12 protein-coding genes are annotated in these 13,275 nt (G+C 73.1%); 4 read left to right on the plus strand and 8 right to left on the minus strand.

What is annotated here, in order from left to right; all coding sequences use genetic code 11:
• Positions 1–37: 37 nt before the first annotated feature.
• Positions 38–616: a hypothetical protein gene (locus ACWC5O_RS07545; RefSeq protein WP_450580743.1), complete on the minus strand. Its 579-nt coding sequence runs from the start codon at positions 614–616 to the stop codon at positions 38–40.
• 182 nt (positions 617–798) lie between these two features.
• The gene (locus tag ACWC5O_RS07550; RefSeq protein ID WP_450580532.1) at positions 799–2,643 is read right to left on the minus strand and encodes a glycoside hydrolase family 3 protein; all 1,845 of its coding nucleotides are present in this window, start codon (positions 2,641–2,643) and stop codon (positions 799–801) included.
• Positions 2,644–3,311: 668 nt separating this feature from the next.
• Here ACWC5O_RS07550 and aroA point away from each other — a divergent pair.
• Entirely contained in the window at positions 3,312–4,547 is a 1,236-nt protein-coding gene (gene aroA, locus ACWC5O_RS07555; protein ID WP_450580533.1) for a 3-phosphoshikimate 1-carboxyvinyltransferase, read from the plus strand.
• Positions 4,548–4,604: 57 nt separating this feature from the next.
• Positions 4,605–5,195: an alpha/beta hydrolase gene (locus ACWC5O_RS07560; RefSeq protein ID WP_450580534.1), complete on the plus strand. Its 591-nt coding sequence runs from the start codon at positions 4,605–4,607 to the stop codon at positions 5,193–5,195.
• 53 nt (positions 5,196–5,248) lie between these two features.
• Here ACWC5O_RS07560 and ACWC5O_RS07565 read toward each other — a convergent pair whose 3' ends face one another.
• The 6 genes from ACWC5O_RS07565 to ACWC5O_RS07590 form a co-directional block, all read right to left on the minus strand.
• The gene (locus ACWC5O_RS07565; RefSeq protein ID WP_450580535.1) at positions 5,249–6,508 is read right to left on the minus strand and encodes an MFS transporter; all 1,260 of its coding nucleotides are present in this window, start codon (positions 6,506–6,508) and stop codon (positions 5,249–5,251) included.
• 168 nt (positions 6,509–6,676) lie between these two features.
• Positions 6,677–7,477, minus strand: a complete 801-nt coding sequence (locus tag ACWC5O_RS07570) for a sugar phosphate isomerase/epimerase family protein (RefSeq protein ID WP_450580536.1) — start codon at positions 7,475–7,477, stop codon at positions 6,677–6,679.
• A 16-nt stretch (positions 7,478–7,493) separates the two neighbouring features.
• Positions 7,494–8,423 (minus strand): bifunctional helix-turn-helix transcriptional regulator/GNAT family N-acetyltransferase, encoded by a 930-nt coding sequence (locus tag ACWC5O_RS07575; RefSeq protein ID WP_450580537.1) that lies wholly within the window; start codon positions 8,421–8,423, stop codon positions 7,494–7,496.
• A gap of 86 nt (positions 8,424–8,509) precedes the next feature.
• Positions 8,510–9,106 (minus strand): dihydrofolate reductase family protein, encoded by a 597-nt coding sequence (locus tag ACWC5O_RS07580; RefSeq protein WP_450580538.1) that lies wholly within the window; start codon positions 9,104–9,106, stop codon positions 8,510–8,512.
• An 88-nt stretch (positions 9,107–9,194) separates the two neighbouring features.
• A complete protein-coding gene (locus ACWC5O_RS07585; RefSeq protein WP_450580539.1) occupies positions 9,195–9,614 on the minus strand; it encodes a hypothetical protein in 420 nt (139 codons plus the stop codon).
• A gap of 15 nt (positions 9,615–9,629) precedes the next feature.
• Positions 9,630–10,676 (minus strand): LacI family DNA-binding transcriptional regulator, encoded by a 1,047-nt coding sequence (locus tag ACWC5O_RS07590; protein ID WP_450580540.1) that lies wholly within the window; start codon positions 10,674–10,676, stop codon positions 9,630–9,632.
• A gap of 280 nt (positions 10,677–10,956) precedes the next feature.
• On the opposite strand from ACWC5O_RS07590, the gene ACWC5O_RS07595 reads away from it, so the two are divergent.
• Together ACWC5O_RS07595 and ACWC5O_RS07600 are read left to right on the plus strand one after the other, a co-directional pair.
• Entirely contained in the window at positions 10,957–12,108 is a 1,152-nt protein-coding gene (locus ACWC5O_RS07595) for a Gfo/Idh/MocA family protein (RefSeq protein ID WP_450580541.1), read from the plus strand.
• A complete protein-coding gene (locus ACWC5O_RS07600) occupies positions 12,105–13,256 on the plus strand; it encodes a dihydrodipicolinate synthase family protein (RefSeq protein ID WP_450580542.1) in 1,152 nt (383 codons plus the stop codon). Before ACWC5O_RS07595 ends, ACWC5O_RS07600 begins: the two co-directional genes overlap by 4 nt.
• Positions 13,257–13,275: the final 19 nt, after the last annotated feature.

Raw genomic sequence — 13,275 nt, forward strand, 5'->3', positions numbered from 1 at the left:
ATGGCGGGTTGGGCTGATGGCGGGTTGGAAGGAGACATCACACCGGCCGGGCGCACCCCACCGGCCGCCTCCCGCCCAACTCGACGTAGAGCACCGTCGACGCAGGGCACTCGGACCGCTCGGCGACCGCCTCCGCGACCTCGTACTCCGGCTTCCGGTGCCCCGAGCCGTCGCACGCCGTCTCCCGCACCTGACCCCCGCCCGAGTCGTACACGCAGTCGCCGGGCATCGTGCGGGGCCCGCCGCCGGCGCCCGGGTCGCCGGGGTGCGGGGGTTCCAGGTTGCGCATGCAGGCGTAGCCCCGGGGGATCGCGCCGTCGCCGTCCTCGTCGTCCTGCGGCCGCTGCTCGCTGATGTGCAGGACGAAGTCGGTGGTCGGCGGGCACAGTGGGCCGTCGGTGACCGTGCCGTCGTAGCGGGCGGCGACCCGGGCGGCAGCCCGCTCGCTGGTGCAGGGGACCTCCGTGAAGCTGGTGGTGCCGAAGGAGCTGCACTCGCCGACGGCGAGGAACTGGGCGCCGTAGCCGGAGGGCAGGACGGTGGCGGGCCGGGCGTTGCCCACCGGGGCGTCGGCCTGGCCCTGGCAGCCGCTGAGCAGGGTGGCCAAGGCCGCCATCAGGGTGACGAGGGCAGGGGTGGGCGGCAGTAGGCGGTACGCCACCCTTGCGGCACCCTTCCCGTGCATTGCCAATCCCCCAGACACCTCCTGCCCAGCGTGGCCCCGGTGCCGGGGCCACGTCAGGCGAACAGTAGGGTTTCATCCCTTTGGGGGTGTTGTGCCCGGTGTGTGACGTACGTCTAGTACGCCAGCCCGTGACCGAGCGGGTACAGCACCTGCGTCGGATCGTCCGCCCGCTGCACCGGCACCGGGAGCCTGCCGCGTGGGTTCACGCGTCCGGCGATCACCCGGGCGGCGGCGCGCAGTTCGACGTCGGTCCAGGAGTAGGTCGCCAGGTAGGCCTTGGCGGAGGGGAGCTGGGCCACGTCGTAGGGGTTGCGAACGGCGACGGCCACCACCGGGGTGCCGGTGGCCAGCAGTTGCTCGACCAGGGTCCGCTGGGTGCTGCCCGCCGTCACGTTGTACGTCCCGACGACCACCGCGTCCGCGTCCTGCGCCGCCGCCACCGCCTTGGCGATGGTCGTCGCGGAGGGTGCGGTGCCGGTGGGCAGGGCGGTGGCGGTGAAGCCCAGTTCGGTGAGGGCGGTGGCCAGGGCCGAGGTGGGCGGCCCGGTGGTGCCGGACGGGGAGGCCGGATCGGCGCCGACGACCAGGATCCTGGGCTCGGTGCGGGGGTCCAGCGGGAGGGTGTCGTCCTCGTTGACCAGCAGGGTCGTGGTCCGCTCGGCGATCCGGTCCGCTGTGGCCAGGTGGGACTTGGTGCCCACCGTGCGATCGACGCCGGACCGGGGGACGTACGCGCCGTCGAGCAGTCCGAGGCGGGCCTTCAGGCGGAGGATCCGGAGGATCGATTCGTCCAGGCGGGCCTCGGTCAGCTCGCCGTTCCGGACGGCGTTCAGCACCGCGTGCCAGGCCACGTCGATCGAGGGCGGGTTGAGCAGCTGGTCGACGCCGGCCTTCAGGGCCAGCACCGGCACCCGGTCGTCGCCGTACTTGGTGCGCACGCCCTCCATGCCGAGGGAGTCGGTGACCACGACCCCGTCGTAGCCGAGTTCGCCGCGCAGGATGCCGGTGAGGATCGGGCGGGAGAGGGTGGCCGGGTCGCCGGAGTCGTCGAGGGCCGGGAACTGGATGTGGGCGGTCATGATCGAGTCGATGCCCGCCTCGATCGCCGCCCGGAAGGGCACCGCGTCCAGCTTCTCCCACAGGTCGCGGCTGTGGGTGATGACCGGGAAGCCGGTGTGGCTGTCGACGGCGGTGTCGCCGTGCCCGGGGAAGTGCTTGGCGGTCGCCGCGACCCGGGAGGACTGATAGCCCCTCACCTCGGCCGCCACCAGGGCCGCCACCGCGTCCGGGTCGGCCCCGAAGGACCGTACGCCGATGACCGGGTTGGCCGGGTTGACGTTCACGTCGGCGTCGGGGGAGTAGTCCTGGTTGATGCCCATCGCGCGCAGTTCCGCGCCGGAGATGCGGCCGAGGGTACGGGCGTCGGAGCGGGAGCCGCCCGCACCGATCGCCATCGCGCCCGGGAACAGCGTGGCCGGCTTGCCCACCCTGCACACTATGCCGTGCTCCTGGTCGGTGGCGATGAGCAACGGCAGGCCGCGGGGCAGTTCCAGGGAGGCCCGCTGGATGCCGTTGGACAGGTCGGCGATCTGGTGGGGGTCGCGGGTGTTGTGGGCCCAGGTGAAGTAGATGATCCCGCCGACCCGGTACTTCTCGATCAGCTCGGCGGCCGTGCGGACCCCGATCTCCTTGAGGTTGGCGTCGATGTCGGCCTGGTCCGGGGCGGTCGCGGAGTGGCCGTAGACCCGCATCACGAAGAGCTGGCCGACCTTCTCCTCCAGGCTCATGCGGGAGATGAGGGCGCGGAGTGCGCGGTCGTTCGAGCCGGCGGCGTGGGCGGCGCCGGCCGGTACGGTCAGCGCGGCGGTGAGGCCCGCGGTCGCGGCGAGGACGGTCCGTCTGGACGGCCGTGCGGTGTTTCCCGTGCTTCCCGTGCTTCCCGTGCTGGTGTCGTGCACGTGCGCTCCTTCCAGAGGAGAACCGCTGAAGGAAACTTCCGAGGAGTCACCAATATCCAGGAAGTTTCTTTCCGTCAAGGGACTGCACAGTAAGCCAGCATGAGGCCGCCATCGGCGCTTGGGAGGGGGGCGCGCCGATGGCGGTGGGCTGTCGGGCGTGATGCGGCGGAGAGGGTGCGTCGGCGTTCGCGGCCTGCGGCGAGGGCCGACACCGCACCACGCACTCGTCCGGCAGCTTGCCGGTTGGACGGGCGGAGGGGGCGGCGGGTTCCCGTGACGAGGGGTCGGCGCAGTCCGCGCCGGCCCGCCCAGGCGGAGACGGCCGCCGCGATCTCGCCCGGCCGGTCCTCCGTGGCGTGCAGCTTCGGCGCGTCGGGGCCCTTGGCCGGCCAGGCGCCGTAGGCCTCGATACGGGCCACGAGGTCTGCGGGTTCGCCGCCCAGCGGCAGCCGGCGTGCCCACAAGAAGGCGATGCCGCGCCCCCGCTCCGGGTGCCGCGCGGCCCAGTCGAAGGCGAGCGCGCCGCGGAGTCGTGGGCATGCAGATACCGCACAGAGACATTATGTACATGGCTGGTATCCGGTGGGGTGCGGGCCGCCTGCGACGCGCGTGGTCCAGCCCCTGGACCTCCCGCCCGTCCGCCCGCGCGACGGACCATCATGACGGCCATGCCCGCAGTCGACATCCCCGGTTCCAAGTCCATCACCGCCCGCGCGCTCTTCCTCGCGGCCGCCGCCGACGGCGTCAGCACCCTCGTACGGCCCCTGCGCTCCGACGACACCGAGGGCTTCGCCGAAGGCCTGGTCCGGCTCGGCTACCGGGTGGGCCGCACCCCGGACGCCTGGCAGGTGGACGGCCGCCCGCAGGGCCCGGCGCTCGCCGAGGCCGACGTGTACTGCCGCGACGGTGCCACCACCGCCCGCTTCCTGCCCACCCTGGCCGCCGCGGGCCACGGCACCTACCGCTTCGACGCCTCCCCGCAGATGCGCCGACGCCCCCTCGGCCCGCTCACCCGGGCCCTGCGCGACCTCGGCGTCGACCTGCGGCACGAGGAGGCCGAGGGCCACCACCCGCTGACCGTCCGGGCGGCCGGGGTCGCGGGCGGGGAGGTCGTGCTGGACGCCGGCCAGTCCTCCCAGTACCTCACCGCGCTGCTCCTGCTGGGCCCGCTGACGCGCGACGGCCTGCGGATCCGGGTGACCGACCTGGTCTCGGTGCCGTACGTGGAGATCACGCTGGCGATGATGCGGGCGTTCGGCGTCGAGGTGGTCCGGGACGGCCAGGTCTTCGAGGTCCCGCCCGGCGGCTACCGGGCCACCACCTACGCGATCGAGCCGGACGCCTCGACCGCGAGCTACTTCTTCGCCGCGGCGGCCGTCACCCCGGGCCGCGAGGTGACCGTGCCGGGCCTCGGGTCGGGGGCCCTCCAGGGCGACCTGCGGTTCGTCGAGGTGCTGCGGCGGATGGGCGCCGAGGTGGAGGTCGCCGCGGACCGGACGACCGTACGCGGCACGGGAGTTCTGCGCGGCCTGACCGTCAACATGCGCGACATCTCCGACACCATGCCGACCCTCGCGGCCATCGCGCCCTTCGCCTCCGGCCCGGTCCGCATCGAGGACGTGGCCAACACGCGGGTCAAGGAGTGCGACCGGCTGGAGGCCTGCGCGGAGAACCTCCGCCGGCTCGGCGTGGACGTGGCGACCGGCCCCGACCGGATCGAGATCCGGCCCGGCACGCCCCTGCCGGACGTCGGGATCAAGTCCTACGGCGACCACCGCATCGTGATGTCCTTCGCGGTGACCGGACTGCGCACGCCCGGGCTGTCGTACGACGATCCCGGCTGCGTACGCAAGACGTTCCCCGGCTTCCACGAGGCGTTCGCGGCGCTGGCCGCGACCACCTGACGGGACGGTGGCCGTCCCCGCTGGACCGGAAGAAAGGGGTCGGAAATCATCGAACGCATGACCACGCACTCGTATCTCGTCCTGCACGGCTGGCAGAACCGCCGACCCGAGGACCACTGGCAGCACTGGCTCGCCGACCGGCTCACCGCGCTGGGGCACCGGGTCACCTACCCGCAGCTGCCCGACCCGGACGACCCGGACCTCGAGGTGTGGCTCGGCGAACTGGCCCGTCACCTGGAGGAGCTGGACGACTCGGGGGAACGGGTCGTCGTGGCGCACAGCCTTTCCGTCGTGCTGTGGCTGCACGCCGCAGCCCGGGGCATGAAGGAACAGCGGCACGCGGACCGGGTGCTGCTCGTCGCACCGCCGTCCGGATCCGTCCTCGTCCGGTACCCGGAGGTGGCGGCCTTCGCGCCGCCCGCCCTCGACTTCGCGCTGCCCGGCGCGACCCGGCTCGTCGCGGGCGACGACGACCCGTACTGCCCCGAGGGCGCCGACCGAATCTTCGGCGCGCCGCTCGGCATTCCCGCCGACGTCGTCCGGGGCGCCGCACACCTCGACCTGGACGCGGGTTACGGCTCCTGGCCGGCCGTGCTCGACTGGTGCCTGGACGGCTCCGCACCGCTCAGGGCGCGTCCGGTGCGGTAGGACCGTCCGTGCGGCTCAGGGCGCGTCCGGTGCGGTAGGACCGTCCGTGCGGCTCACGGCGCGTCCGGCGCAGCAGCACCGTCAGTCGACCCGGTGTCTCCCTGCCGCAGTTCGGGAGTCGTCGCCGCGACCGCCGCCACCGCCAGGACGCACATCACGCCGCCGCTGACCACGGCGGTCGCCCCGGAGCTCCAGCCGGCGACCAGGCCGCCCCGGACGTTGCCGAGGCTGGGGCCCGCCTGGCCGACGATCGCCTCGGCCGCCGTGACCCGGCCGAGCAGCGCGTCCGGGGTGAGGGTCTGCACGATCGTTGACCGGGAGACGACCGACGTGGCGTCCGCCGCCCCGGCCACGACGAGCAGGCCGAGGCCGGTCCAGGGGTCGGCCGACAGACCGAAGGCCACCAGGGCCGCACCCCAGGTGCCGGAGGCGCACAGCATCACCGTGCCCGGCCGGCCGAGCCGGGTCAGCGAGCCGGACAGCGCCGTGGCCGCGACGCCGCCCACCGCGAGGGCCGACAGGAGCAGGCCGAGGGTGCGCGGACTGTTCCCGAACCGCTCGGCGTTGACCAGCGGGAACAGGCTCACCGGGAAGGACAGCACGGTGGCGGCGAGGTCGGTGATCAGCGCGCCCCGCACCACCCGGTGCCCGGCCAGGAACCGCAGCCCGTCCAGCACCCCGTGCACCCCGGCCCGCGACGGCTCGCCCTCCGGCGGCAGCGCGGGCAGCCCGAAGGCGCCGTGGAAGGCGACACCGAAGCTGAGCGCGTCCAGCAGGTAGCAGGCGCCGATGCCCAGCCAGCCCAGCAGCACACCGGCCAGGGCGGGGCCGAGCAGGAACATCGCCTGGCCGGTGATCTGGTTGAGGGCGAGGCCGGCGGCCACCTGGTCCTTGGGCAGCAGCCGCGGCACGAAGACACCGGCCGCCGGGGCGCCGAGCGCACCGAAGCCCGACTGGACGGCGACCAGCACGAGCACCGCCACCACCGGGACATGTCCGGCGAAGCCCTGCACGGCCAGCAGCAGCGAGCAGGCGGCCTGGCCCACGGTGGCCGTCAGGTAGATCCGACGCCGGTCCGCCCGGTCCACCCGGGCCCCCGCGAACAGCCCGAACACCACCAGCGGCAACGCCTGCGCCAGCCCGACCGCACCGGTCCACGCCGTGCTGCGGGTCATGTCCCACACCTGGTACATGACCGTCACCAGGGTCATGGACCCACCGAGCAGCGACACGGTCCGCCCGGCCAGCAGCCGCCGGAAGACGGGCGAGGTACGCAGCGGCCGTACGTCGATGAGCGAGCGGGCGAGGCTCACGAGCGGGAACGGGGGCAGGCGAGGGCACAGGGTGCGGGCTGCGGAATCACCGGGGGAGGGTACGCGGGGGCCTCACGGCCCGGCCAGCGAATTATTCGGGGGCCGGGGCCGGGCCGGGGGGGCCGACGGGACACAGTTGTCCGGAGCCGGCCCGATCCGCCGGACAGGCTAGGCAGCCTCTCCCAGCAGCCGTACGAGATGATCCCGGCCCGCGCTCAGCAGACCCGGAAGCGGGGCCGCCGACTCGTACCAGCGCTTCTCGTACTCCCAGCACAGCCAGCCGTCCCAGCCGTGGCGGCACAGGACGTCCACGCACTCGGTGAGCGGGAGGACACCCGCGCCGAGCGGGAGCGGGGTGGTGTCGTCGGCCGAGGCGATGTCCTTGACCTGGACGTAGCCGAGGTGCGGGGCGAGTGCCGCGTAGCTGTCCGCGGGCTGCTCGCCGCCCAGCCAGGTGTGCATCACGTCCCACAGCGCCCCCACCTGCCGGTGGCCCACCGGCCCGAGGACGCGGATCGCGTCGGCGCCGGTGCGGTGCGAGTCGTGGGTCTCCAGCAGGATCCGGACACCGAGCGCGGAGGCGTCCTCGGCGGCGGCGCCCAGCCGCCGGGCGGCGATGGCGTCGGACTCCTCGCGGGGCCGGTCCGGGTCGGCGCCGGGGAAGACCCGGACGAACGGGGCGCCCAGGTCGTGGCCCAACTGGAGGAGTTGACGGATCTCGTCGAGGACGGGGGTGTCGTCGCCGGGCGCGGCGACGCGCGCGTACCCGGCGAGGCCCAGCACCTCGACCCCCGCCCCCTTGAACAGCGCGGCCGTCTCGGCCCGCTCGGCGGCGGTGAGGCCCGGGTGCACCGGCTCCTCCGGATGGGCGCGCAGTTCGACGCCGTGATACCCGTGCGCGGTCGCGAGCGCCAGGACCTCAGGGACGGGCAGGCCGGGGACACCGAGAGTGGAGAACGCCAGCTTCATGCTCGGACCCTACTCGTCACACGCCCGATCCGCGCAGATCCAACCGCCAGTCCTGCCCCACCAGATCCTTGCCGAAGGAGCGGTGCGGCCGCTCGGCGACGAGCACGAAGCCGTGCCGCTGGTAGAGGCGCCGGGCGCTGCTGAGCACGTCGTTGGTCCACAGCACCAGGTCGCGGTAGCCGACCCCGCGCGCGAAGCCGACGACGGCCCGCACCAGCCGGTCACCGATGCCGTGCCCGCGCGCGTCGGGCTCCACGAGGAGCAGCCGCAGCCGCGCGGTGGCGGGCACGTCGTCCCGCACGCACATGACACACCCCACCGGCCGCCCGTCCAGCTCCGCGATCCACACCCGCTCCAGATGCGGGTCGTGGTCCTGGGCGAAGTCGGCGACGATCTTCGCCACCAGCCCCTCGTAGTCGGCGTTCCAGCCGTACTCGGACGCGTACAGGGCGGCGTTGCGCTGCACGATCCAGCCGAGGTCACCGGGCAGCGGCTCCCGCAGAACGACCTCACCCGGCGCCCTCTTCCCGCTCCCGAGGACGCCCCGGATGGTCCGCATCGCCTCCGCCAGCCGCGGCCGGTCCTCCGGGGGCACGGTGTCCAGCAGCGCTCCCACCGTCTCCCGCGCCCGCTCGTCCAGCAGCGCGGCGGCCTGGCGCCCGGCCGCGGTGAGCGTGACGCTCCTGCGGCGCGGATCCGCCGCGGACGGCCCGCGCTCGATCAGCCCCGCCTCCTCGAACTTGTTGAGGATGCGGCTCAGATAACCGGCGTCCAGCGCGAGCCGGGTGCGCAGGTCGGCCGCGTCCAGCTGCCGGTCGTGCGCGAGTTCGTACAGGACCCGGGACTCGGTGAGGGTGTACGGCGCGTACAGGTGACGGCCGTAGTCGAGGGCGCCGATGACGCCGGTGTAGAAGCGGTTGAAGGCGCGGACGTCCTGGACGGTCATGATCGCCCCCGGATGCTTGACTCAGTCAGAGATACCGTTCCTCCGAGGCTAAGCCCGCTGCGCCGCGCCGTCCACCGCCGCGACTCCTACGACTTTGCGGCGGGCCGGAACACGTTGACCTGCACCCCGGTCTTCCCGGTCGCCGACGACACCAGCTCCCAGCACCGCTTGCCCCCGTCCGCCGGGAAGATCGACTTGCCGCCGCCCAGCATCACCGGCATCACCACGAGCTGCAGCTCGTCCACCAGCCCCTCGGACAGCAGTGCCCGCACCAGCGTGGGGCTGCCCATCATCGCCAGATCCCCACCCTCGGCGGCCCGCAGCTCGCGTACCTTCCCGACCGCCTCCGCGACCGGCACCCGCACGGAGTTCTCCCAGGTCAGCTCGTCGTCCCCGAGCGTGTCGGAAACGACGTACTTCCGCAGCGAGTTGAGCCGATCGGCAAAGGGATCCCCGGCCCGCTCGGGCCAGGCGGCCGCCATCGTCTGATACGTACGACGCCCGTACAGCAGCGCCTCCGCCTGCTCAAGACCCGCGGCAAAGGCCCCACCGACCACCTCGGGATCGAAGAACGGATGCGACCAACCCCCGTGCGCGAACCCGCCGTCGGTGTCCTCCTCGGGCCCGCCGGGGGCCTGGACGACACCGTCGAGGCTGATGAACTCGGTGACTACGAGACGCATGTCGATACTCCTTGGCCGGCGCCCTTGTGACGTACGGCAGTGAAGACCGCCCCCACGCCGAAAAGTAATCGGCGCGCACACGCCGGACTCAGAACGGGGTCTCCCGTACCGCGACAGCGTCGACACCTGCGGCCCGCAGCTTCCGCGCGAGCAACTCCGTCTCCGGAAGCGTCCCGCCGTACTCCCCGGCCACCACCTGCTCCACGAGGGCCCGGATCTCCGCCGGCCCGACGCCGAGTCGCTTTCGAAGCACGTGCATGACGGCCTGCCTCTGCGCCGAGGCCTCCAGCCGCAACAGGGTCCGCCCGTGCTCCGTGAGCATCCGCTCCCGCATCTCGGCCGGCAGGTCCCTCCCGCACACGGCCATCGCGCTCCCGCACGCCGGGCACGTCGTCTCGGTGTCCCACCGCAGCGAGTCGTCGTCCAGCAGCACCTGTACGCCGTGCCACTGCGCGGTGGCACGGTAGGACGGGCAGGGCACCGGGCCCTCGAGGGACTCGACGATCACCGGCACCTTCTCCGCTCAGCCTCGCGGCACCCCGGTAGACCCCCGCACCATCAACTCCCCCCGCACCGAGGCGATCCCGCCAGGCGGCGGCTCCTCCCGCCCCATCGCGATCCGGCCCGCCCGGGCCCCCGCCTCCGACAGCGGCAACCGGACCGTCGTAAGGGACGGCACCGCGTCGATGCTGAACGGCAGGTCGTCGAAGCCGGCCACGGACACGTCCTCGGGGATCCGCAGCCCCGACTCCCGCAGCGCGGCGCACGCGCCCAGTGCGACGGAGTCGTTCGCGGCCACGATCGCCGTCAGGGACGGGTCCCGGCGCAGCAGTTCCAGCGTGGCCTCGTAGCCGGACCGGCGGTCGTAGCGGCCGTGGACCGTCCAGCGAGGGTCATCCTCGATGCCCGCCGCCGCCAGCGCGGCCCGGTGGCCCTCCAGGCGGTGCCGGGTGGTGGTCCGCTCCTCGGGGCCGGCGATGTAGCCGAGCCGGCGGTGGCCGAGGCCGATGAGGTGGTCGGTGAGGGCGCGGGCGCCCCCGCGGTTGTCGAAGGTCAGCGCGATGGCCTCGGTGTCCGGCGCCGGCGGCCGCCCGCACAGCACCACCCGGGTGCCGGCCTCCGCCAGTTTCCGCAGCTTCGCCGCCACCGCCGCGGCGTGCGGCGCGTTCTCCACGGCCCCGCCGGTCAGCACCACGGCCGCGGCCCGCTGCCGCTGCAGCAGGGTCAGGTAGGTCAGTTCGCGCTCCGGAGAACCGCCGGTGTTGCAGACGACCGCGAGGCGTTCGCCGCCCGCCCGGCCGCCCGGGCCCCCGATCTCCCCCTGGATCGCACTCGCCATGATCCCGAAGAAGGGGTCCGCGATGTCGTTCACGAGGATGCCGACGAGGTCGGAGGTGGCCGCGGCGAGTGCGCTGGCGGGCCCGTTGAGGACGTAGTCCAGCTCGTCCACGGCCCGCAGCACCCGCTCCCGCGTGGAGGCGGCCACCGGGTAGTTCCCGTTCAGCACGCGCGACACCGTCGCGGGGGAGACCTGCGCGCGGGCCGCCACATCCGCCAAGGTCACCGTCATCTGTCGTCCTCCGGTCGCGCATCTGGTCGCGCATTGGTGCTCATACGTCCACGTAGACAGGCCGGGCCCGGCCACGGTTCCCGTCCGGTGTCGAGCAGACCTTAAGGCCAACCAGCCGAGTTGTTCGCCCCCTCGAACAACTCGAAGAGGACACGGTCTTGTACAGACCACAGTTCAGAGGCTAGCTTCTCTGGATAGAAAGCGCTTGCTGCACTGCGCTGGACGCTGGCGACGCTGCTGATGCCGACCGGGGCGCCCAGCGCCCACGAAGGGGACTGACGTGACACGCAAGACGGTGCGTATCGCCATGAACGGCGTGACCGGGCGCATGGGCTACCGCCAGCACCTCGTCCGGTCGATCCTCGCCCTGCGCGAACAGGGCGGCCTCGACCTCGGCGACGGCACCGTGCTGTGGCCCGAGCCGATCCTGCTCGGCCGCCGCGAGCACGCCCTCAGGGAGATCGCCGACCGGCACGGCCTGGAGCACGTCTCCACCGACATCGACGCCGTCCTCGCCGACCCGGCCGTCGACATCTACTTCGACTCCCAGGTCACCTCGGCCCGCGAGGAGTCGATCAGGAAGGCGATCGCGGCCGGCAAGCACATCTACACCGAGAAGCCCACCGCCACGGGACTGGCGGGCGCCCTGGAGCTGGCCCGCCTGGCCCAGGAGAAGGGCGTCAAGCACGGCGTCGTCCAGGACAAGATCTTCCTCCCCGGCCTCCTCAAGCTGAAGCGCCTGATCGACGGCGGCTTCTTCGGGCGGATCCTGTCCGTCCGGGGCGAGTTCGGCTACTGGGTCTTCGAGGGCGACTGGCAGCCCGCCCAGCGCCCCTCGTGGAACTACCGCGCCGAGGACGGCGGCGGCATCGTCGTCGACATGTTCCCGCACTGGGAATACGTGCTCCACGAGCTGTTCGGCCGGGTGACCTCCGTCCAGGCCCTGGCCACCACCCACATCCCGCAGCGCTGGGACGAGCACGGCAAGCCCTACGACGCGACCGCGGACGACGCCGCCTACGGCATCTTCGAGCTGGAGGGCGGCGCGATCGCCCAGATCAACTCCTCGTGGGCGGTCCGCGTCAACCGGGACGAGCTGGTGGAGTTCCAGGTGGACGGCACCGAGGGCTCGGCGGTCGCCGGCCTGCGCAACTGCCGTGCCCAGCACCGCGGCGCGACCCCCAAGCCGGTCTGGAACCCGGACATCCCCGCCACCGAGGTCTTCCGCGACCAGTGGCAGGAGGTGCCGGACAACGCCGAGTTCGACAACGGCTTCAAGGCCCAGTGGGAGCTGTTCCTGAAGCACGTCTACGCCGACACCCCGTACCACTGGGACCTGCTGGCCGGCGCCCGCGGCGTCCAGCTCGCCGAGCTGGGCCTGAGGTCCTCGGCCGAGGGCCGCCGCATCGACGTACCGGAGATCGCCCTGTGACCATCCGACTCCCCGGCCCCGCCGGCGCCCTGCGGACGTACGAGCCCCGGACCGAACCGCTCGCGCCGACACCCGGCACCCCCTTCACCTCCCGCACGGTCTTCTCGGCGGCCCACGTCGTCGCTGACCCGTACGCCGACGTGTCCCCCGACTCACCCGCCGCCCTCGACTGGGACGCCACCCTCGCCTTCCGCCGCCACCTGTGGTCCCACGGGCTGGGGGTCGCCGAGGCGATGGACACCGCCCAGCGCGGGATGGGCCTGGACTGGGCGGGCGCGGCCGAGCTGATCCGCCGGTCCGCGGCGGAGGCGCACAGCGTGGGCGGCCGGATCGCCTGCGGCGTCGGCACCGACCAGATCGCCGGCGGCACCCTGGCCGAGATCCGCGCCGCCTACGAGGAGCAGCTGGCGGTCGTGGAGGAGGCGGGCGCCCAGGCCATCCTCATGGCGTCCAGGGCACTCGCGGCCGCCGCCCGGGGCCCCGAGGACTACCTGGAGATCTACGGCCATCTCCTCCGCCAGGCCGCCGAGCCGGTGATCCTGCACTGGCTGGGCCCGATGTTCGACCCCGCCCTGGAGGGCTACTGGGGCTCACCGGACCTCGACGCGGCCACGGGCACCTTCCTGGAGGTCATCGCCGCGCACCCGGACAAGGTCGACGGCATCAAGGTCTCGCTGCTGGACGCCCAGCGCGAGGTGGACCTGCGCCGCCGCCTCCCGCAGGGCGTGCGCTGCTACACCGGTGACGACTTCCACTACCCCGAGCTGATCGCGGGCGACGAGAAGGGCTTCAGTCACGCCCTGCTGGGCATCTTCGACCCGCTGGGACCGCTGGCGGCCGAGGCGGTACGGGTCCTGGACACGGGGGACACGGACGGCTTCCGCGCCCTGCTCGACCCCACGGTCGACCTCTCCCGCCACCTCTTCCAGGCCCCGACCCGCTTCTACAAGACCGGAGTCGTGTTCCTGGCCTGGCTGGCGGGCCACCAGTCCCACTTCACGATGGTCGGCGGCCTCCAGTCGGCCCGCTCCCTGCCCCACTTCGCCCGCGCCTACGAACTCGCCGACGGTCTCGGCCTGTTCCCGGACCCGAAACTGGCCGAGGAACGCATGAAGAACCTGCTGTCGCTGTACGGGGTGAACCAGTGAGCACCGGACTCGAACGCTT

Source organism: Streptomyces sp. NPDC001450 (genome assembly GCF_053597295.1).

Excerpts from the sequence above, each read along its gene's own strand:
- ACWC5O_RS07545 (WP_450580743.1), bottom strand. The coding sequence starts at position 616 with ATGGCGGCCTTGGCCACCCTGCTCAGCGGCTGCCAGGGCCAGGCCGAC.
- ACWC5O_RS07580 (WP_450580538.1), bottom strand. The coding sequence starts at position 9,106 with ATGCGTCTCGTAGTCACCGAGTTCATCAGCCTCGACGGTGTCGTCCAG.
- ACWC5O_RS07560 (WP_450580534.1), top strand. The coding sequence starts at position 4,605 with ATGACCACGCACTCGTATCTCGTCCTGCACGGCTGGCAGAACCGCCGA.
- ACWC5O_RS07575 (WP_450580537.1), bottom strand. The coding sequence starts at position 8,423 with ATGACCGTCCAGGACGTCCGCGCCTTCAACCGCTTCTACACCGGCGTC.
- aroA (WP_450580533.1), top strand. The coding sequence starts at position 3,312 with ATGCCCGCAGTCGACATCCCCGGTTCCAAGTCCATCACCGCCCGCGCG.
- ACWC5O_RS07570 (WP_450580536.1), bottom strand. The coding sequence starts at position 7,477 with ATGAAGCTGGCGTTCTCCACTCTCGGTGTCCCCGGCCTGCCCGTCCCT.
- ACWC5O_RS07590 (WP_450580540.1), bottom strand. The coding sequence starts at position 10,676 with ATGACGGTGACCTTGGCGGATGTGGCGGCCCGCGCGCAGGTCTCCCCC.